Source organism: Pseudoalteromonas peptidolytica, from assembly GCF_012641745.1.
Classification (GTDB): Bacteria; Pseudomonadota; Gammaproteobacteria; order Enterobacterales; family Alteromonadaceae; genus Pseudoalteromonas; species Pseudoalteromonas peptidolytica.
In genome coordinates this window covers 104642-128830 of sequence record NZ_WEHZ01000014.1, presented here as the reverse complement: position 1 = coordinate 128830, position 24189 = coordinate 104642, and the positions used below count along the sequence as shown (strand labels likewise).

Below are 24189 nucleotides of genomic sequence, written 5' to 3'. Positions count from 1 at the left end.
TCAGACTAATCGTGCCTGACAGCTCAAATACCATCGGCATATTGTACTCTGGAGTGCTACCTTGCAAACTATCAATAAACCATAGCCGCTGCTGGGCAAAAGACAGAGGGAACTTATCTGTGTTTCTGTCTACTGGGGTGATAGGCTTTAACGCTAGGCTCGGCGAAGATTCATAGGCTGTCAAAAATTCAATAATAGCTTGCTTGTTATCCGCTATGCTTTGTTTTAGTTCTGGTGGGAAAGTACAACCCTTATTTAATCTAAACCCTAATTTTCCAGACTTACAAAATAGTGTTACACCCGAGCTATTTGCTTGGTGAATTAGTTGTACAATGTTCATAGCCAGCCACTTTCCTCTACTTGCGTATTATTTGTTATTATTTGGGAAGCCAATACTAGAGTATATTTTTCTATCTCTGCACCCAATCCTCTTATGGTTCTAGTATTGAAGATTTCTTTACTAGATATATTTATTTGCCACTGTTCGTTAATCTTCGATATCAACTTTATTGCCAGTAAAGAATTACCACCCAGCTCAAAGAAGTCAGCATCGGCGCTTACTTGTTCTTCGTTTAAATGTAGTACTGACATCACAAAAAGTTGCAACTGACTTTCTATTTCGTTTTCAGGAGCTAGATACTTCAGTGTGTCTGGCACATTAGGTACAGGTAGCTTTTTTCTGTCGATTTTGCCGTTCGCAGTGAGCGGCCATTGCGTTACCCTGATCAAGACTTCCGGTACCATATAACTTGGTAATTGTTGTTTTAGATACTCTGTACAGTGTGTTTCTATATCAGGATGTGGACTATCAAAATACGCAACCAATCTTGGTTGATTAACAATGTCCTCACGAACCATAACGAGACATCGATTAACCTTGTCATGCTGAACCAGCTGATACTCAATTTCGCCAAGCTCGATTCTTAAGCCGTGCAGCTTAACTTGGTGATCTATTCGACCCAAATACTCCAGCTTACCGCCTTCGCTATAACGAACCAAATCACCCGTTTTGTATAGTCTAGGGCCATTTAACTGTGGAAATGGGTTTGGAATAAACTTGTCTTTTGTTAATTCGGGTTTGTTTAGATAACCTACCGCCAATCCCATTCCGCCAATATGAAGCTCTCCAACAGCACCATATGGAACAAGTTTTCCGTTTTTATCTAACACAACTAAACTTGTATTTTGTATAGGTCTACCTATTGGCACACTAGCCCCCTTATCAGCAGCGCTATCGCACTCCCAATAAGTAACATCTATTGAAGCCTCTGTTGGACCATATAAATTATGTAATTTAGACTTTGTCTCCGTTGCAAAAAACTGCGCTTGTAATTCACTTGATAGCGCTTCTCCGCTGCAAAACACTTGGCGAACCGTACTGCATTGCTCCCAGTCACCAGCTTGAAGCATCAAATTAAGCATAGAGGGCACAAAATGTAATGTTGTTACCTTTTGTGATTGAATAAGTGATGACAAGTAACTCGGCTCTTTATGACCCTCAGGTTTTGCTACGACTAGTCGGCACCCTGTAATTAGCGGCCATATAAACTCCCATACTGATACATCAAAGCTGTATGGTGTCTTTTGTAGCACACAATCAGCCGAGGTCAGCTGATACATTTTTTGCATCCAATCAATGCGATTAAACAAGCCTTTGTGTTCGCAAATTACCCCTTTTGGTTCACCAGTAGAACCTGAAGTATAGATAATATAAGCTTCCTGCCCTTGCTGAAATAGTGAATTAGTTTCAAATGACCGTGAGCCGCTACTTAGGGTTTGTATCACCGAATCCTCATCAAGAGAGACAACATTATGATGGTATGAGGACAGTGAGCCGTAAAACCTTTTCTGTGTTAAAACTAAGACTGGTGACGCGTCTTGCAATATAACCCTTACCCTTGCAGCGGGTAATGTCGGATCGATCGGAATATAGGCCCCACCAGATTTTAAAATCGCCCAAATAGCAACAACCATTTCCAACGAACGTTCCATATATAAAGCAACATAACTATGCGCCCCAACACCATTATCTTGTAGATGGTTTGCTAATTGATTCACTCTTTCATCGAGTTGCTGGTACGTTAACGACTCTCCCTCATAAGTCACAGCTATACGTTGTGGGTTATCGGCAACCTGCTGCGTAAATGCTGCGACGACATTATCATCGTGCGCTATTGGTGCTGATGTATCATTGAGCTCAACCAAAAGGTGATGTTGGTTAGATTCAGAAACTAGTGTTAATTCATGAATACCCTGCTGTGGCGTCGCAACAATACTTTTTAGCAATTGAACAAAGCAGGCTTGTAGTTGCTGTATCGTATCTTGTTTGAATATTGAAGTATTATACTCAAATCTAAAATTCAGTCTGTCATGATCCTCCACGGCATGTAACGCAAGTTCATACTTTACTAGACTACGTGATACATTCGCAGAAGAAACAGAAGAACTCGCTAAGTTCGGCTTCACCGACTCAGTATTATTCATACTAAACTGAATTTGAAATAACGGTGAGTATGCAGGACTTCTCTGCGGATTTAGCTCATCAACAAGTAAATCAAATGGCATATCTTGATTTGCTTGTGCATTTACATTGATTTTTTTTACATCATGCAAGTAATCAATAAAGCGCCTGTTCTCAGACGTATTGGTACGCAGTACAAGCGTATTTACAAAACAGCCTATTAATCCCTCTAACTCTTGCTGCCTTCGGTTTGCCACAGGTGTACCAATTACAATATCAGTGCAATCCGAATAGCGAGATAACAATAAACTAAACGATGCGTGAAGTAACATAAATAATGTTACATTTTGCTCAACAGCCAACGCTTTCAACTGCATGCTCAACTGCGCTTCTAGAGCAAATTGAACACGACTACCATCAAAGCTCTGCACTGGTGGGCGAGGATGATCAAGTGGCAAAGCATGCACATCTGGCAACTCAGTAAGCTGCTTCAACCAATACGCCCTCTGAGAGTCTACTGTTGATGACTCGAACTGCTCTCTTTGCCATACCGAGTAATCTATGTATCGAAGTGCATTTGGTGTCAGCCGACTCGGCTCTCCCTGCTGAATTGATTGATAGAGATGATTGAACTCCTTAAGCAGCAGTCCTCTGGACCATCCGTCTCCAGCAATATGGTGCAGATTAAAGAGTAATACTCCTTGCGCTTCACCGGTGTTATTCATTGGCAGCTCAATGTAGCCAACTTTCAACATCAAGTCAGATTCAAGAGAGAAAGCTTGTAACGAAAACTGCTTCACACACTCAGAAACTAGGTTGTCCACATTTTCACTTTCTTGAGCAAAGTCAAAACGAGTAACTTGAAAATGAAACTTGTCTAATACCTTTTGCCACACCTGCCCATCTCTTTCAAAAAAAATGGTTCTAAGAGGCTCGTGTCGTTTAATAATCTCATCACAAGTCTGTTCAATCACAGATAAGTCTATGGTGCCATTAATATGCAATGCGTCTGTCATATTATAATGTGCATCACTGCTTTCTAATTGATTAATCAACCACATTCTCTGCTGAGCAAAAGATGCTGGCGCTTCGCTATCAATATGTTCAGCTCTTGCTATTTTGTCATTTACCTTTGCTGAAACCTTAAGCCATTCGATAATCTGTGCTTTTTTTTCTTTTATTTCTGCAATTAATGAGTCGTTTGCTGTGTTCGTTTTTCTTCTTAGTTTTAAGGCACCTTCGTTATCTAGGTATAACTTTATCCCTTGTTCCTTAACTCTCTGTAGTAGATTCTCTATCATATAGCTTCTTCCACTTCATCTTCTGCCAATACATCCGATACCTTACTGATGTCTGAAAGTGCATTACTTTTCTGATAGTCATCGACTTTCTCAGCCAACAATCGAATGCTGGATAGTTCCATTGCTTCTTCTAGTTCAATATCAACAGAAAATTGTTCCCTAAGTCGTGATACTAAGCGCATCAGTAGCAAAGAGTTGCCCCCTAAAAGAAAGAAACTGCTGGTAACACTTATCTTTGAAGGCTCTAATTTAAGTAACTCTGACCACAGAGCAACCAAGCTATGCTCAGTGTCTGTATTAGGCGCAACATACTCTTCTAAAGCAAGCGAGATCTCTGGTTTAGGTAATGCCTTTTTGTCTACCTTACCACTTGGCGTAAGCGGCCAATTTTCGATAATTTCAAAGTAAGCTGGATGCATATATTCAGGTAAAGTTTCATTGAGATGAGCTTTAACTTTTTGAAGTAAGTCGAGGTTATCATACTCATTACTTGCCGGGGTTAATTCACAATAGGCAACCAGTTGAGAGAAATCATCCCCATTTGATACGGCTTTAACCACAACGAACTCAATTAATTCGTTTTGTATCAGCGCTGATTCCACTTCTGCTAGTTCAATCCTGTAACCACGCACTTTGACTTGCTCATCCACACGCCCTAGGTATTGATAGGCATTGTTGCTGATCTGTCGAACAACATCTCCAGTTTTATAAATCAACTCTCCAGATTCTGGAGAAGATAAAAATCGTTCAGTTGTCAGTTCCGGCTCATTCAAATAACCCTTCGCTAATCCAGCCCCAGATATATATAACTCTCCACTCATGCCTGGCACTACTGGTTTTAGCTTGTCATTTAAAACATGAAACTTAGTATTGAGTATTGGCGTACCAATTGAAATAGTATCAGCATTGTCAATACGATGTGCACCAACCCACACGGTTGCCTCAGTTGGACCGTACATATTCCAAACTTCTTCGTACCTAGACACCATCTTTGTTGCTAAATGCAGAGGCAATGCTTCACCGCCACAAAGCGCTTTTATAGGCTGGACTGTAGACCAGTTTGATTGCCCTTCTAACATCGTCCAAGTAGCTGGTGTTGCCTGTACACAAGAGATCTGATTTTGCTCGATATAGCTTACCAGTTTACCGCTATCTTTACTTATTTTCTCATCGACAATATGAACAGTTGCGCCAACATACAGTGGCAAATAGAGCTCAAGTACTGAAATATCAAAACTGATAGGGGTGATCGCAAGTAGCCTATCTTGGCTAGATAACCCAGGACTTTGCTCCATTGCATGGAGAAAGTTAGCGACATTATTATGGCTGATACAAACCCCTTTTGGCTTGCCTGTCGATCCTGAGGTATAAATCACATACATGAGATCATCAGGTGCAGGAAGCTGAATTTCATTGTTAAGGGCTACTGAGCTGCCTTCTAAGGCAGTCACTATGTTTGATGCAGACAAATCTAAAACCCTATCCGCGCAGATCTCAAGCTCCAACGCTAAATCACCGCTCGTAATAACACGCTTAGCCTTTGAATGTTCTAGCATGTAGGCTATCCGGTCAATTGGATAATTGGTCGAAAGTGGGACATAAGCGGCTCCTACTTTCTGAATTGCCAACATAGAGGTTAACAGTTCAATATTTCTTGGCAAATAAACGCTAACCAAATCGCCAGCACCAAGGCCTTGTGTATGTAACATGTTCGCCATTTTATTGATGCGCTCAGACAACTGTTTGTATGTGAAAGCGTGACCATCACACACCACCGCCACTTTGTCTGGCGTCATTCCAACATAATGTTCAAACTGTGCCAACAACCCTGATTTAGCGTTAATCTCTTTCGTTTCCCCAGCAATAAAAGCCTTCGTTTTTGGTACCGGGATAAGGCTTACTTCAGATATTATCTCCTCCATTGATACCTGACTTAAGCTGATTAAGATCTGTTGTAGATATTCCACTACACTCTGTACATTCTCTAGAGATATTCTTGCGGTTTGGAAATGTAAGTCAACCTCCAATTTCTCAGCCATTGACGCGTATAAGGTTAATGCAAAGTTAGTATCCTCTTCACTGTTTAATTGAGTGAGCCTCACTGAGCTGTCATCACCTGCCACCCCATCAGAGGGATAGTTTTCAAAAATAACGAGGCTTTCAAATAACGGTTTATTCGCAGGAATATCTGACTGCTTTTGAATATCGCTATATGACAAATAGCTATGTTCGTTACATTCCATGTTAGTTCGATGAATATGGTCTAACACAGCTCGAATTGTTGACGTTTTGTCTACTGATACGCAGAGGGGAATAGAGTTAATAAATAACCCTAGCATATTCTCAACACCAACCAGCTCCGCTGGACGGCCTGATACAGTGACCCCAAAGTGCACATCTTGGCGCGCCGAGTACTGGCTTAATAGGTATGCCCAAGCAAATTGCAACAGTACATTCACTGTGCATTTTTCTTTTTGGGCTAATTGCGCAAGGTTACGACTTTGCTCTTCAGACAGCGAAAAAGAACATTTTTCATAGTGTGAAGTAAGCGTCTTTGCAGGTTTCAAAAATGGCAAAGGCGCAGCTTCAGATAAACCAGATAAAGTTTCCCGCCAAAATAGTTTTGATTTATCTGTATTTCTGGATTTCAACCAGCGGATAAAGTTTTCATATTTAGCAGGTTCACCGAGCACCACTGGAGTCCCATTCACGACTTCTTGATAAAACGCCATCACTTCTTGGATCACAATAGGGTTACACCAACCATCGAGCAAAGCATGATGATATGACCAAATAAACTGATATAGCTCCGTATCAAGTTTAACAAGTTGCACCCGCATCAAAGGAGGCACTTTAAGGTCAAAGCCTTGCTCTCTATCTGCTTGTTTGATGGCATCAAGCTGCTCATATGCGAGCGTTCGATTATAGCTTGATAAGTCATGATACTGGACTGAAAAAGCAGCCGCTTTACGGACCAGTTGATGAATACGCTTTTCTCCAAGTCCAACAAAACAAGTTCTTAATATCTCATGTCTCTCAATCAGGTGAAGCCATGCTGCTTCAAAGGCCTTTTCATCGATAACACCGACCAGCTCCCCTGATAGCTGAACCGTATAAGCAGCATTGGATTTATCCATTAGACTTTGGAAAATCATTCCTGATTGCATTGGTGTAGCAATCATAATGCTCTGTAGATCGGTATACTCTGCATGAATTTCCGTAAATAACTCACGCGTGAGATCAGCCAAAGGAAAGTCAGACTTGGTTAGCTCATCACTGTTACTGAAGAAATGAATAATTTCTTGTTTCTTTTCTTTCAAGCTCTGTAACAACTCAGGTGTTAAGTTATTTTCAGGGTCGTAAACTTTCAGCTTCTCCCCTTCTACTCCAACAGAGACATCTCGTTCTTTTAATTGTTTTAGTAAATTGAAGATATTCATATTAACAGCTTATCTATTATCCGTTTTTAAATTTCAATTGCTTCAACTTGCTTAGGAAGCGAATGTGCAAGCTCGTTATACTCGGCAATCATCTCTTGCTCTGCTAGCTTGCTATGACAAGCCAGCAACACTGTCTCGATACTTTGTTCTAGGTATGACAGCAATTGCGCTAATTGTGCTTCACCGACTTTAATTGATGAAATATCAACCTTGAGCCTACCTTGATAAATAAGAGCATTCACAGTGATAAAATCGTCAATCTTATTCTCTGCACTCGACGATAGACCCGTTTTTTCTTCAGCAAAGGAAAACGCTGATTTTGCCGAAGCAATGTTGTCAAACTGACCAAGATAATTGAACACGACATTATAGCTACTCGTGCTTTCGTCAAGCGCTTGTATCTCATGGTCATTTGCTAGATAACGCAAGGCACCAAACCCAATACCGTTGTCAGGCACACCTCTATACGAATCTTTAACTAACTTAATCAACTCACCAACAGGTTCATTCATCGGTGCATTTAACATTAATGGGTAGATTGACGTAAACCAGCCTACCGTATCACTTAGGTCAATCCCATCGGCAATATTTTCCCGCCCATGGCCTTCAATATCCACACGTATGGTTTCAGCACCAGACCATTGTCGAAATGCACTAAATACAGCCGCTATAATCAACTCATGCACTTTTGTTCTATATGCACTATTTGCGGAATCTACAAGCTGTGCAGTGTCTTCCTCAGAAACAGCAAGGCTTGCAGTACTAATAATGCTGTCCTGCGTATCAGCCAAACACTCGATATTGTGCTGCTCATATTTACTTAGCTGATCAATCCAATATTCACGTTGGCTTAGCAAATCATCACTACATGCATAGTCAGATAGCGTCTGACCCCAAAACTGATAAGATGTTGTCTTAGCAGACAATAACACATCATTACCAGATTTCAAATCTTCCCAAGCTTGTTCTAGATCCGCCATGATTATCCGCCATGAAACACCATCGATAATTAAGTGATGTCCCAAGATAAACAGCTTCAAGCGGCCATTTCCAAGATGGATTAAAGCAAGCTTAAATGTCTCTCCACTGCTGATATTCAGAGACTCTTGCAGACCCCCGCAGAAAAGCTCAATTGCTTTTGCTTGCTCCGAATCAGCAATCTCAGTAAAGCTAACTTCCTGTACAACAGTAGAAATATCAATATCAGACTCGGGGATGTAACAATATTGATTTTGTTCAAGTCCAAACTTCAGACGTAGTACATCATGCCTAGATATTACACTTTTTGCAATTGTTTCTAGCTCAGATAGCTGCATTCCCTCTGGAGCATTTAATAATACGGCCTGGTTATAGTGATTTGGGTTAGCTAAACGCTTCTCGACAAATTGTTTTTGAATTGGTGTGAGTAACTGCTCTCCAACGACTGCTTCTTGAGGAATATCAATTGCAGCATTACTCATCACTACAGGTGCAAGCTCTTGGATCGTTTGATAATTAAACATATCTTTAATTGTAAACGTTAAACCTGCCCTTTTCGCTCTAGCCACGACTTGAGTGGATAAAATAGAGTCTCCGCCCAGCGAGAAAAAGTTATCTTTAATACCTACCTTTGCAATACCTAACAATTCCTCCCAAATACTGCTAAGTACTTTTTCGACATCCGTCTGCGGAGCAAGATATTCCGATGTTGTCTGCATCACAGGGTTGGGCAATTGCTTTTTATCTACTTTACCACTTACCGTTAGCGGCCATTGCTCCATCAGCACGAAAGTTGCTGGCACCATATATTCAGGTAACACCGCAACAAGTGCTTGATGTAGTTGTTCATTTGTAAGTTCTGCATCGCCAACCACACTGTAGTATGCAACCAGTCGGGTGTTACCTGACAGATCCTGTCTTGCAAGCACTGTGGTTTTAGATATTTGCTCAATATTGTTTAGATGGTACTCAATTTCGCCCAATTCGATACGAAGCCCTCGGATCTTCACTTGATCATCGATACGTCCAACATATTCGATTTGCCCTTGTTGATTAACATATGCAAGATCTCCTGACTTATATAATCGCTCTGTGTTCAAGCTAGAATATGGATTAGCAATAAAGGTCGAAGCCGTTAATTCTGGTCGGTTAAGGTACTCTCTCGCAAGACCAACACCACCAATATACAGCTCACCAACCACACCGTGAGGAACAAGTCGCTGATGCTCATCTAAAATGATCAGCTGCGTATTTTGGATAGGTTTACCAATCGGAACCGCCTTTGCCGATGTATCATTCGGGCAGTGCCAAAAGCTCACATCTATCGATGCTTCTGTTGGGCCATATAAATTATGTAATGAAGCCTGTTTTGCTTTGCTATAGAAAGTATTTTGCAGTTCTATGGGTAAAGCTTCTCCGCTACAAATTACACGGGCAACAGAATCACATCCATGCCATGCATCAGCACTTAACATCGCATTCAGCATTGAGGGCACAAAGTGTAAAGTGGTTACTTGCTTTGCTTGAATTAACTGACGGATTTGTTCTGGATCTTTGTGTTCCTCTGGTCGCATCACGACAAGTTTAGCACCCGAAGTAAGAGGCCATACAAACTCCCAAACAGATACATCGAAACTGTAAGGTGTTTTTTGCAACACGACATCACTTTGATGCAATTTAAATTCATTTTGCATCCAATCAATACGGTTAATCAGTCCTCTATGAGTACAAACAACGCCTTTTGGTGTGCCTGTCGAGCCTGAGGTATAAATAACATAGGCACAACTATCTGGTGACTGAGAGTTAATTGACTGATTTACAGTAGTATAACTCACAAGCTCAGCTTGTAGACTTTGCTCATTGAGCGCGATCACTGGAAGAGCGGAGCATGGAGCGACCAAGTCATATAGATGCTGCTGAGTCAAAATACAGACAGGCTGACTATCCATCAGGATCGTAGCTAAGCGTTCACTCGGCGTTGACACATCCAAAGGAATATATGCACCACCAGCTTTTAACACAGCCCAAATTGCTACCACCAACTCGACGGAGCGATCCATGTACAGGGCCACATATTTATTTTCCCCAACACCTTTTTGCTTCAAGTAACTCGCTAATTGGTTCGCTCGGTTATTAAGTTCTGTATAAGTTAGCGTGTCATCATCGTAACTCACAGCAGTCGCTTCTGGTGTTTTCTGGACTTGCTGTTCAAATAAGGCGTGGATCGTCGGCTCTTTAGATAGCTCTATCACCTCACCTTGGGCAAAAGACAATAACTCAACTTGCTCTTCTGGGCTAATCAAAGACAATTCAGCTATTGGGAGAGATTGATTTTCAACAATATTATTTAACAAAGTGATAAAGTGTTTGGTAAAACGTGCCATACTAGACTCAGCAAACAAATCTTTCGCATACTCCCAGCAAACCTCTATACCATCATCGTGATCGGTCACATTTACACTCAAGTCAAACTTACTATAAGCTTCACTAGGTAACATACGTTCAATATCAAGGTTATTTAGCTGTAGATCACCCACATTCTTATCTTGTACAACCAGTAAAATTTGTACCAAAGGATGGTATCCCAAGCTTCTCTCTGGGTTAATTTTTTCAACGACTAACTCAAAAGGAATATGTTGATTTTCGTATGTATGAAGGCATTCCTCTTTAACCTGTGTCAGTAGTTCAGTAAATGATTGCTCAACATCAACTTGCGTACGAATAGCCATTGTGTTCACAAAAAAACCAATCAATGGCATGGTCTCTTGCTCACCTCTGTTAGCTACAGGAGTACCAATGACTACATCATTTTCTGTCCCAAGTTTTGAAATGAGTATAGAAAGCGCACTATTCATCACCATAAATAGGGTCGTATTTGTCGATTTTGCCAGCGCATGGAGCTTTTTAGATAGCGTATTGTCTAGATTACTGATCCACTTATCACCACGATAACTCTGTTGATTTGGTCGCTGGAAATCTAAAGGAAGACTATGTACCTGAGGTGCACCTCTCAACCTTTCACACACAGATTCAAGCTCAGCCGCAAACGTCTCGCCTTGCATATGTTCACGCTGCCAGTAAGCATAGTCCATATACTGAATAGGAAGTGCTGGTAAAGCCGGCTTATTATCACTCAGGAAGCCATTATAGTAGAAGCTTAACTCCTCAAATAAGCGACTCATTGAAAAACCATCAGTACAAATATGATGCTGTGAAAACAGCAAGACATGTTCTGTTTGTCCCAGTCTAAGTAACTTTGACCTCACCATGAGATCCTGAGAAAGTACAAATGGTAGGCGTTGCTCTTCATTAATTATGCGCTCGATTTCATCATCTCTCTGCGCTTTGTTAACATTGCTAATATCAACTAATGCCAACTCAAATTCGAAATTTTCATTAATTTGTTGGAAGGCCTCATCACCCTGATGATACGTTGTTCTTAGGATTGTGTGGCGTTCAATCACTGACTTGATTGCATTTTCCATCGCAACCGTATTTAGCTCACCTGTTAATTTGATAGCCCAAGCTTGGTTATATGCAGAGCTTCCACCTTCCATTTCATCTATGAACCAAAGGCGTTGCTGTGCAAAAGTAAGTGGGCCATACAGCTTTTCCACACTCGCAATGGTTTGCCTTTTCTGTACAGAGTCACCTAGCTTTTGGTTTATGCTGTCAAATAAAGACAACATGCTTTGTGATTCCATGATCTCCGCCATCGAAATATCGACGCCAAGGCGCTCTGCAAATTGCGCATTTAAGCGAATAGCAGCCAAAGAGTCCCCGCCTAACGCATGGAAATTCTGACGCAAATCTACTTCCTGACAGCCAAGAATATCAAACAATATACTATCAAAGATTTCGGCAGCCTCATCCGAGGTTAGTTGTTGTTCCTGCTTGGGCTGTGCTTTTTTCAAAGCTTGTTTTTCAAGATTTTTCAATTCTGATAAGTCAGTAGCACAGATTGCAATACGCTGATAGCCACTATTTAACGCCGTTGCGAAAACTCTTCGACCTTCACTATTAGAAATGCTATTTACGACTTTTTCAGCAATGTTAACTTCCAAAGATTGCTCCGATACGGCGTTCACAGCCATACCCGATTCACTCCAAGTGTTCCAATTAATTACTTGGATTTGGCACGTAGGTATTGTTTCAGATAGCTGCGCGATAAAGTTATCAACAAAACTATTTGCAGCACCATAATCAACTCGGTTTTTATGGGTATCCACCACGGTTTGTAATGAGGACATCAAGGTAATGAAGTTAGGCTGCAATTCATGGCGTTTAATTACCATTTCTAGGTTGATTAGCCCTGAGACCTTACTTGCCATAACCGCTTGTAACTCTGCAATATCTAACTCAGCGATGGGCTTATCAGCGCCAGGCACCCCCGCACAGTATACAATCCCGTCAATCGTGCCTGTTGTCGCAATACAATCAGTAACAAAGGCTTCAAATGCTTGACTGTCGGCGACATCAAGTGCGCTAATCTGGCAAGACATCGCACTATTATTAATGTCTTGTAAGCGCTGATATGCCTGTGATTCAAGCCTTGTCTGTAAATCAGCAATTGTAGATTGAGTTCTTGTTGTGAGCACAAGGTTTACACTTGCCTTAGAAACCAACTCTTCTGCAACCGCCAATCCCATCCCACCTAATCCACCAATAATGATATAAGTACCATTCTCTTTTACTTGGCTAAGATTGGACGCAGAACTTGAAACATCTACCTGCGAGTAGGTCTCAACATAACGATTTTTTCCTCTAAGCGCGACAATTCTATCATTACTGAACACGCGGCCTAATTCATCTACCCAACTATGACTGAATGAAGCCTGTGTGTTTTCTATATCTACCACACCCGCATCAATATTCACGAGCTCAGCAGTTGCACTCTTACATAATGCAGGGAGCATCGCGGCAATTGCGTTGTTATTTTCATAACCCACGACTTCAAATGCTTCAGCTGTTAACAGCGTGACTTTCAAGTCTGACCTGTGAATTTCTGCAAGCGCTTTAAACATGAAAAATGCAGGGTAGAAGTCGTTTTGTAAACGTGCTTCATAGGACAACATCGCACTACTGGTTTGTGTACTAAAGCCCAGCGGCATGACAATATGGTCAAAGTGCTGTTCCTCTAGCAGCGTGAATAGTGCAACCACTCCTTGCTCAGATGCTAAGTTAACCTCAAATGTTGAATCACTGATTTGCCTCGTTGCTTGAGCACCCATCGCTTGAACAACTTCTACGTTTGCCCTTGTTAACTGCGCAATATGTAGAGATGGATCATGCTTAGCATCATGAATATATAAACATCTATGGCCATCTACTTGGCTAGGCTGGTTTGGCTTGCGCAGCCAATTTGGTGCATAGAACCACTTACTAAAGTCTAGCTTATTGTTTTGATTGGTAATTGCACTGTGCATCTCTTGGCGTATTTGTGGTTCAAATCGCTTTCTCTGGAACGCATACGTCGGCAAAGGAATGCGTCTTCTTTTCTCACCACGATAGCAAACTGACCAATCAATATGAGCACCAATTGACCAAAGTTTAGCCATTACATTGGCGACTAGCTCTTCGCCTTCACTATGGTTATCCGCTAATGACACAAAAGGTACTACACTTTCTATTAGCTCAGGAAGATGCATTGAGACCAAGCCCGCTAGCGTTTTCCCAGGCCCAACTTCTAATAGTGCATGCTCTGGGTAACGATTTATCAAACTTTCAATCCCACTGGCAAAGCGCACTTCCCCAGCAAGCTGCTCAACCCAGTATTGCGCTGTCATAGCCTGATCCGGCGTGATCCAGTCGCCGCTCACATTGGAAATAAAAGGTAATGCAGGAGCGTGTAGAGAAATGCCATCAAAAACAGACTTAAACTCCATCAAGATTGAGTGGGTATGACGCGAATGGAATGCTCTATCACCTTTTAATTTCTTGTACTTAATCGAGTTTGCTTCAAGAGACGCTAGACAACGAGAGATAGAGTCACTGTCGCCTGATAGCACGATGCTCTCTTTTGCATTTGTTGCAGCTACACATAAATTAAACTGAGCCGCAATCTCATTAGCTTGCTGAGCCGTACATTTAATCGCCACCATATTACCTGTTGGCATGCTCTGCATTAACCTACCACGATTCGCTACGATATGAATCGCATCTTCTAGACTGAACACACCAGCAAGACATGCAGCCACGTACTCTCCTATACTATGGCCTATCATCGCACTCGGTTTGATCCCAAGAGTCATAAGGTGACGTGCTAACGCGTATTCAATACTAAATAACGCAGCTTGAGTGTAGTTAGTCTGATCTAATAACCTTTCTTTTTCGGGGTCAAAGCAGACTGCGTACAAGTCACTGTCTAGGTATGGATTAAATAGCGCGATACACTCGTCTAGTTGCTGTTTAAACTCATCACTAGACTGATATAGAGACAGTAGCATACCGGTATATTGTGCACCTTGCCCTGGGAACATAAAGGTCAGCTCACGAGACGCTGCGCGATGTACTTTTTGAGCTGTTGTTTGTAGTAATTCAGTCGCTTCAGATGCCGACGTCACGACCAACGCATCTCTATACTGGTAAGGTTTTCTGCCTTGCTGCAAAGTATACGCCATATTCGCCACATCAATATCCGCATGGCTATTGATGTATGCAGACAATCTCCCCTTACTTGCAATTAACGCCTCTGGAGATTTTGCTGATAAAGGTAATACGTGATATTTCATACGGCTTCTGTCCTCACCGGATCCCTCAAACTCTTCCAAAATAACATGTGCATTCGTTCCACCAATTCCAAAGGAGCTTACAGCACCTCTTCTCGGCTCCACACCACCTTTCCATTCGCGTAATTCATTCTCTAAATAGAATGGGGTCGACTGTAGATCAAGTTCAGGATTCGGGCTGTTAAAATTAATATTTGGAGATATTTTCTTATAATTAAGTGCACAAACGGCATGTATAAATCCAGCTACACCAGCTGCTGTATCCAAATGGCCGATATTGGCTTTGAGCGTACCTAGCGCTATCGACTGTTTATCTAGTTCTTTGCCAGCAACACTCTTATATGCTCGGTTAAGCGCTCGAACCTCTATCGGATCTCCTAAATAAGTACCTGTACCATGCGCTTCAACAAAACCTATCGTGCTGGGTTCAACACCTGCCACTGTCATTGCACTCGCAATTGCTTTAGCTTGCCCCTCAACACTCGGTGCTGTATAGCCAGGCTTTAGCGACCCATCGTTATTTATAGCCGAGCCTTTGACGACTGCGAAGATGGTATCACCGTCCTCAATAGCAAGATCTAAGCGCTTTAGTAACACCATACCAGCACCTTGTCCTACTCGTGTCCCACTCGCGCTCTCATCAAACGGGCGACAATGTCCATCTTTTGAGGTGATAAAGCCTTCTTGATGAACATAGCCTGCAGGCTCCATAGCTGAGATAGAAACCCCTCCTGCTAAGGCCATCGTGCATTCACCATTTTGAATACTTTTACATGCTTGGTGAACTGCAACAAGTGACGTTGAGCAAGCAGTATTGATATTAACACTCGGTCCAGTGAGGTTCAGATTGTAAGAAAGCTGAGTCGATAAAAAAGCGCCCGATGATGCTTTCATCGCTTCCATGCCATCAACGGCATTATGCCCATGACTTTGCGACATCATCTTTTGGATCCATCCAATATTGTCGCTCTTGCCAACAAAAACACCCACACTTCCTGATTCAGGTTCACTTGGGTATCCAGCTATTTCCATAGCTTCATATGCACACTCCAACAGCACTCGGTGTTGTGGATCTGTCATTTCAGCCTGACGTTCGCTAAATTCAAAGAACTCCGCATCAAACATTTCCATTCCCTGAAAACGGAAAGTTTTCCTAATATACTCTGGGTTACCAATTAGCTTCTCTGAAATACCTGCTGCTCGTAGCTGCTCATCAGTCAGCTCTTCAATAGCCTCATGTCCTGACTCAAGCAACGACCAAAACTCCTCAAAGTTTTGTGTGTTACCGAAGCGAGTAGACATACCGACAACTGCGATTGGGACATTGCCGCTACCTTCTTCGGTAAACTGAATCAGCGCCGTATTTACTAATGGGTTATCTTTGTGCTCATGCAGAATGAAACCTGCCAATTGCTCCACCGTTGGGTAGTTAAAGATGTCTGTGACTGAAACCTCAATTTCCAACTCTTGAACAATTTTTTCTCTTAACCGCATGGCTAACAGAGAGTTTCCACCCAACTTAAAGAAGTTATCTTTTATCCCAATATTGCGCTTATTGAGCAAACTTTGCCACAGCGCTATCAATTGTGCTTCAATTTCAAATTTTGGCGCTTCATACTCCAGCGTGCTCGGTTCACTTTGTATTTTTTGACTGAGGGCTTTACGATCCACTTTGCCATTATGGTTTAAAGGCAATGCTTCAAGCACATTAATAGTTGAAGGCAGCATGTAAGACGGTAACTTAGCTTCCAACAAGGTGAATACATCATCCGCTGCATTTGTCAGCGCTTCAGTCGTCTCGATAAAGGCGATCAATCTATTGTCATGTGATTCTCCCTGTGCCAAGAGAACAGCACTATTTGCAATGAAATCGAAGCTGTTAATAACGCTCTCTATCTCACCTAGCTCCACTCTGAAGCCTCTTATTTTTACTTGGCTATCAACTCTTCCTATAAACTCAAGATTACCTTCAAGGTTAAGCCTCACTAAATCACCGGTTCGGTATACTCGCTCGGTATTACTTCCCACCACATTCGTTGGAAGTGTCAGGAATTTCTCAGCGGTTACTTCAGGTAAGTTTAAATAGCTTCGCGCCAGACCTCGGCCACCAACATATAGTTCCCCGACACAACCAGCAGGCACTGGCCTTTGATATGCGTCAAGAATAAAGCACTCGACATTACCAATCGGGCGTCCAATATGCACATTATCAGTGGTAATTTCTCCAACAGAAATACACACTGTATTCTCCGTTGGTCCGTAGGCATTAAATAATTTCCGTCCTTCTGACCAAATGATTGCCTGCTCTTTTGATATGGCTTCACCTGCCACAATCAAAGTTTCTAATTGACTAAATTGCTCTGAGGCTAAGTTTACTAGCAGCGCCGGAGGCAGCGTAGCATGTGTGATCTCTTGGTCAGAAAGGTATTGAGCCATTAGATCTGGATTCATCAATGTGTGAGCGTCAATCAAGCACAAGCAAGCACCATTGCATAATGCCATGAGTAGTTCCCATGCCGCGGCGTCAAAGCTCAGCGATGCAAACTGCAACACTCTGCTTTGCTGATCAACTGCAAACAAACCAGTCTGTTGGCGAGCTAAATTTAACATTGACGCATGCTCAATCAACACACCTTTTGGATTGCCAGTCGAGCCAGATGTATAAATAACATATGCAAGGTCATTTGGCGTCGCACCAGTGTGTTCACTGACGGTATTACACTCGGAATAGGCCGCAGTTAATTCAGATAAATTATCGACACTAACGACATCACAAGAATGAGTCGGTAACGTCTCCTCTAGCGCTGAGTGTGTAATAATAACTGCAGCTCCAGAATCATTAATCACATAATCTTTGCGCTCAACAGGGTAAGATACATCAAGAGGAACATACGATGCTCCCGCTTTTAAAACGGCTAAAACCGCAACGATCATTTCAAACGAACGTTCACAGTGAATAATGACTTTACTCTGTGCATTAACGCCCTGGGCTTGTAGATACCCGGCAAATCGATTTGCCGCGATATTTAAAGCTTGATAGCTCATGACCTCATCATGCAACTGCAGAGCCGGACGAGTTGGGTACTGTGCAACTTGTTGTTCAAACCAGCTGTGAACTGTCATTCCTGGTACAGTTTCAGCGGCATTATCCGATGATATTACCGCGGCATCCAGCTCAGTTGCGGTCAGTAATGGTAGCTCACTGACGTTGGCTGTTAAGTTATTTACAATGCCTGCTAAAACGGTTTCAAGATGATCCAGTAATGTCTGAACATAATGAGCTTCATATTTTTGCTCTGAATAATTTAATTCAAATGTCAAAGCCTCGCCTGGTGCGACTATCAAACTCATACCAAAGTGTGCATGTGCTTTTGCATTAAAGCCTGAGATTTCAAACTCACTCTCTTGCTGACCAAGCTCAGGAGCATCCGCGATAGGATAGTTTTCGAATACCATTGCAACATCAAACAACGGTGCAATCGGATCAAATTGGCTACATTCTTTAATTTGCGTGAGTGATAGGTAACTGAATTTATCTCGTTTGTTCTGATTCTCATGCAGCTCTTTCAACCACTGATCGACACGAGTGTTATTTGTGAACGACACAACTGAAGGTAACGTCTTGATAAATAAACCAACCATTTTATCCACGTTATCGACTTCAACATTGCGCCCAGAAACCGTTTCACCAAATATAACTTCATCGTTACCACTATAGCGATGCAGTAAATAACCCCAAGCAGCTTGAACCAAAGTGTTCAATGTAACTTGTGCCTCGCCAGCAACCTTCTTTAATTGGCTTGTAAGATCTGTGGTTAACGATTTTCTCTGCTCAGCAATGGCTCCGGAGGTGTCATCACCCTCTCTCTTCTCAATGCCCAGTTGCGTTGGTGATTCTAGTGTTTTGAGATGTTCAGACCAAAACTGCTTCGCTTCATCCAGTGGTTGCTCAACACACCACTTTATGTACTCTTTATAGTTAGCTTCACCAACAAACTCAGGTAGTTGATTAGCTGCAAAAGCCTGATAGGCACTAAAAACTTCACCAAATAAAATTGGCTGTGACCAACCATCAATCAGTGTGTGATGATGAGTCCATGCGAACTTATAGCAAGTTGCATTAACCTTAATGGTGAAAAAGCGCATGAGTCCAGGAACTGAAAAGTCAAACCCTTGCTGTTTGTCTTCTTGCAACAAGTCAGCGAATTCATGTTCTACCTCAGTTGCACTTTTGGCACTCCAATCTAGGTGTGTCCAATCCATTTGAATTGACTCAGATACAAGCTGCAATGGTGTTTCACGATCTAACCCAACAAACGCCGTTCTTAAGATATTGTGCCGCTGGATCACGGCTAACCACGCTTTTTTAAACAGTTCTATCTCAAACTTGCCTTTAAACTCAATGTTTAGCTGATTGATATAAGAATCTTTCTCAGTATTTAACAGTCCATGATAAATCAATCCCGCTTGCATACTAGTTACAGGATATAACTCTGCGATATTGGTATAACGAGACTGTAGCGTATCTAATTCACCTTGACTCAATTGACATAAAGGGAAATCCGCAGGTGTTAGTCTTTCTACATTAGGCTGTTCACAATACGCCGATACTTCCATCAGTGCAGATTCGAAAAATGAACAAAATTTCTTAATGTCTGCATTATCGAACTTTTCTGCATGATAGTTTACTTGGAACTTCAACTCGCCATTAAACACCATGCCATTTATATCCAATAAATGACTGCGAGTATGTTGGGCACTAATATCTGCGCCGGTAAAATCTCCTGCGCCTTTGAATAGTGCTTGCTCACCAGCTTGTTGATCAAATTGTCCTAGGTAGTTAAATAAGATGCTATTTTCATGTTGCTCACACGCACGCTTAATATCTTGATCGTCAAATATATAGCTAAGCGCACCAAAACCTATTCCATTATTTGGTACTTTTCTTAGCTGCTCTTTAACTGAGCAAATAAGATTTCCAAGTCCACCACTGGCTTTACAATCTTGGTGACTAAGCAGGACAGGATACATACTCGTGAACCAGCCCATTGTTTGAGACAAACTCACGTTTTCATGAAACTCTTCTCGCCCATGACCTTCAAGTGTGACATTGATCGCAGTAGAACCACACCAGCGGTTAAACGCAAGTGCAAGCGCACTTAGGAGCAACTCGTTCACTTTGGTTTTAAATGGTGCATTGCTCTGACCTAATAATGACTGTGTTGTTTTAGCATCTACAACAACCTCTTGATTTGCAGCATCTGCATAAGTATCGCTGGAACCAGTATCTTGATATGGAAGTACTAGATCGCCATTTTGCAATTGATGTAGCCAGTATTGCTTTTCTGATTCAAAGCGCTGCTGGCTATCTTGATTGCTTAACATCGCCGCATAATCTTTGTAAGAAGTGCCACTAGCTGTAAGAGACACACTGCCATCAGCCAAATACTGTTGATAAGCCGAATTCAAATCCTCTAATAAGATCCGCCAGCTGACACCATCCACAATAAGGTGATGGATAATAATTAATAAGCGTCTGTTTTCAGGCTCTTGGCTATCAATATACACGATATTAAGGAGCGGCCCCGATGAAATATCAAATGATGATTTAAACTCAAAGCCAATCTCTTCATAACGCGTTGCTAACTCACCATCACGAGTGTCTAAGTTTACCTGCTTAACTACCTGACTTAATTTGTCAGTATCCATGTGTGCAAACTTACCCTGCCACTTCTCATCTTGCTTTGCAAAAGTTAGCCTCAACACGTCATGTCGTTGGTATAAAGCTGAAACAAATTCATCCAAAAACTTAATATCAAAATCTGTTGGTACACTCAAACATGCGGATTGATGGAAGTGATTGTGATCTGTATGTTGTGTTGAGAAAAAATTAGCTTGGATTGGGTGAAGTGTCAGTTTACCACTACTCACCTTGCTAGCGGATACCGTATCATTTTCAGCACACTTCTTCGCAAGTTCAGCGATTGTTTGTGCTTCAAATATATCCCTTGTATTAATGCTAATACCTTGTCGATTTGCTTTAGATACCAGTTGAATTGAAATAATTGAGTCACCGCCACAAGTAAAGAAATTATCATGGATCCCCACTTTCTCAAGACCCAAAATTTCTTGCCAAATTTCGCAGAGTATCTTTTCATTGGTGTTACGTGGTGCTTCAAAGTGGCTCTGATTCTGTCCTGTAAGTGTTGGCTTCGGCAGCGATTTTTTATCTACTTTTCCGTTTACTGTTAATGGGATACTTTCAAGCTCCTCAAACAGTGTTGGTACCATATAGCTAGGCAGTTTGGATTTTAAATATTTGATTACTTCGTCTAAATTACTTTCACTGTCATCACGATAAACAATATAGCCCACTAACTTTTTGTCACCAGGTTCATCTTCTCTGACGATGACAGTACTGTCTTTTAATATAGGACAAGACTGTAGTGTTGTACTGAGCTCATCTAGCTCTATGCGGAAGCCTCGGATCTTTACTTGGTTATCAACACGACCAACAAATTCAATGTTACCATCACTTAGGTAACGTACCGTATCCCCTGTTTTATAGAGCGTTGCTGCACCACTGTGATTAAAAGGGTTAGGAATGAAGCGCTCATCCGTTAAGGCTTCACGTTGCCAGTATCCACACGCAACGCCATCTCCGCCGATATATAGCTCACCAACACTACCAACAGGTACTGGTTCTAACTGTGGGTTCAGTACATAACATTTATGATTGCTCAATGGCTTACCGATTGGCGCACTCGCGTAGCGGCGAAACTCATTACAGTCAAACTTAAACGCTGTCGCAAATGTCGTTGTTTCTGTTGGCCCGTAAACATGTACTAATTGCTGTGGTGATTTACCCAATAGAATGTTTCCAATCGCTTTTAGAGAGTGTGCCTCTCCCCCAAATAAAACTTTTCTCAGCGATTGGAAAGTGTCCGGTTGCTCGTCGGCAATACGATTAAACAACGCCGTAGTAACAAACATGACTGTAATCTTATCTTGTTCAATTTGCGCTTTTAAAAGTTCAGGAGAAAGTAGAGTCGTTTTGTTTACCCCACATATCATCGCGCCTTTAGTCAATGCTCCCCAAAATTCATAGGTCGCGGCATCAAAAGCGGCGTTGGATGCCTGAGCCATAACATCTGATGGTAATACTTCGATATTTTTATTGTCCTCGACAAGGCTAACGACATTATTATGTGTTACTGCCACACCTTTAGGTTTACCCGTGGAGCCTGAGGTATAGATAACATAAGCAAGCTGCTGTTCGCTAGGAAGTAACTCTGAGTGATGTAGGTTACTGCTCGGTAGCGTAGATAAATGTTGAAGATCCCACTTTTCTTCTCCAAAAGAGTCTAAGCAAATCATGGTATGTGAATTAGCTGGTAATTTTGATTGCAACGTTTTGGTGCTAATAACAAGATTTAACTGTGTGTCTTCAAACATATATTCCAAGCGTTCTTGGGGATAGTCAGGATCTAACGGTAAATACGCCCCTCCCGCTTTTAGGATCGCGGTCATTGCGATTAAAGACTCAACGGAGCGTTCTAAGCAGATACCGACTAATTCGTTATTTTTTAGTCCCAACTCCACGAGACAATATGCCAGCTGGTTAGCTCTTGTATTTAGTTCCCCATAAGTAATAGAGTCATCGTCATATTTTGCAGCAATTTTATCATGGTAAAGCTCAGCACAGCGCTCAACCATAGTGTGAATATGTAAAGTACGGTCATACTCCTGTTCATGTTGATTCCACAATACTAACTGCTTTTCTTTTTCATCATTGCTCAAAAAACAGCTACTTGCATGGGGGTTATCTAGGTTCTCAACTAAGTCCTTCATCAGTCGAACGTAAACTTCCATATAACTTACAAATTGCGACTTAGATACTTTATTAAGGTTTACCTCACCAAGAAATTCTATGTTGTACTTATCGCTCGGATCCATACAGAACACAGTAGATAAATCAAAGTTGGTCTTTGACAAGTCGACATTGCTTATTTTTTCTACATTCCCCTCGGCGATTTTATCTGCCATCGAGTGAAAGTGAAGAAACCCTAAATGAGTATGAAAAACAGGCTGAGTTCCGTACTTTTTCTGGATCGCACCAAATGGGTATCGACGAAATGGTACTAGCTCTAGCTCAGACTGATGCGAAGCAAGAATAAGATCGCGCCAACTCCCCGCGGACAGATCCATGCTTACCGGCAAAGTGTTGAGGAACATTCCGCGCATTTGCTCACTATTTTCCGCTTCTAGCCGACCATTAAATGCTAAACCAGTTGTCACATTGCTCTGACCGGTGACAATACTTAAAAACTTAAAGTGAATAGCCAGCAGAATTCCTTTGAATGGCACCCCTGTTTTTTTTACCACTTCATGCAGTTGCTTAACGATGTCACGGGGTAATTTAAATGGGTATTTATGGCTATATATGTCTACTTCTTGTGTCGCGACTTCTTTTTCTAAGAAAGGTAGCTCTGTATTAACGCATTCTTTAAGCTTTGCATCCCAAAAATCAATGGCTTCTTGAGATTTCAATATTTTCAATTCTTCGTGAATAAAATCACTATATTTCAGCGCCGGTTCTGGCAAAGAGAAGGTCTGCCCTCTTTGCAGCGCGAAATAAATATCAAAAATATCCATGACGGTTAAGTGTGTACTCCAACCGTCGGATACAGAATGAGGCTCCGTAAAGGATAGACTGATCACATCATCTTCTATTTGATGTACATGAAAACGCATCAGTGGAGCCTGAGTAATATCAAACATGTTTTTATTTTCGAGTTCGATATATCTACTAATTTCAGCTTCTTGCTCTGCTTCAGACAAACCTCTAAGGTCGTCATACCCCATCTCCAAAGAGGCTTCACGATGCACTAATTGAAGCGGGATACTAAAGTTCGTTAAGTCAAAAGTAGTTCTAAGGTTATCGTGCTCCTTTACGATGATATTGATACTTTCTTGAAAAAGCGTTTTATCAAAGGCGCCTTTTATGCGCCCTCTAAAGGTAGTCAGGTTATGGTAATCAGCAGGACTTTCTTCACCATTACTCATATCCATGTGGTGAAGCATGCCCATTTGTAAGACACTGATCGGATAAGCGTCTACAACATCATCGGCAAGCAAGCTCTTATCATGGTCACTAATTAAGCTAAAAGGAGCTACCGGTTCTACGTTATGTTGGGCATTTTCTTTTAGTTTTTTTTGCTTTAGTAGTGCTAGTAATTTTTTTTTGTTGTTCGAAAGATTATTCATAATTGTTATACTTA

The 24189-nt window shown here is 41.6% G+C and carries 4 protein-coding genes; all 4 read right to left on the bottom strand.

The window, feature by feature from the left end; translation table 11 throughout:
- A partial coding sequence (locus F9Y84_RS11160; protein WP_168756759.1) for a TubC N-terminal docking domain-related protein occupies nucleotides 1-340 on the bottom strand: 340 nt, incomplete at its 3' end.
- Nucleotides 337-3762, bottom strand: a complete 3426-nt coding sequence (locus F9Y84_RS11155) for a non-ribosomal peptide synthetase (RefSeq protein ID WP_147388737.1) — start codon at nucleotides 3760-3762, stop codon at nucleotides 337-339. The genes F9Y84_RS11160 and F9Y84_RS11155, both read right to left, overlap by 4 nt.
- The gene (locus F9Y84_RS11150) at nucleotides 3759-7202 is read right to left on the bottom strand and encodes a non-ribosomal peptide synthetase (RefSeq protein ID WP_147388738.1); all 3444 of its coding nucleotides are present in this window, start codon (nucleotides 7200-7202) and stop codon (nucleotides 3759-3761) included. The genes F9Y84_RS11155 and F9Y84_RS11150 overlap by 4 nt, the downstream gene beginning before the upstream one ends.
- 26 nt (nucleotides 7203-7228) lie before the next feature.
- A complete protein-coding gene (locus F9Y84_RS11145; protein ID WP_147388739.1) occupies nucleotides 7229-24175 on the bottom strand; it encodes a non-ribosomal peptide synthetase/type I polyketide synthase in 16947 nt (5648 codons plus the stop codon).
- Nucleotides 24176-24189: the final 14 nt, after the last annotated feature.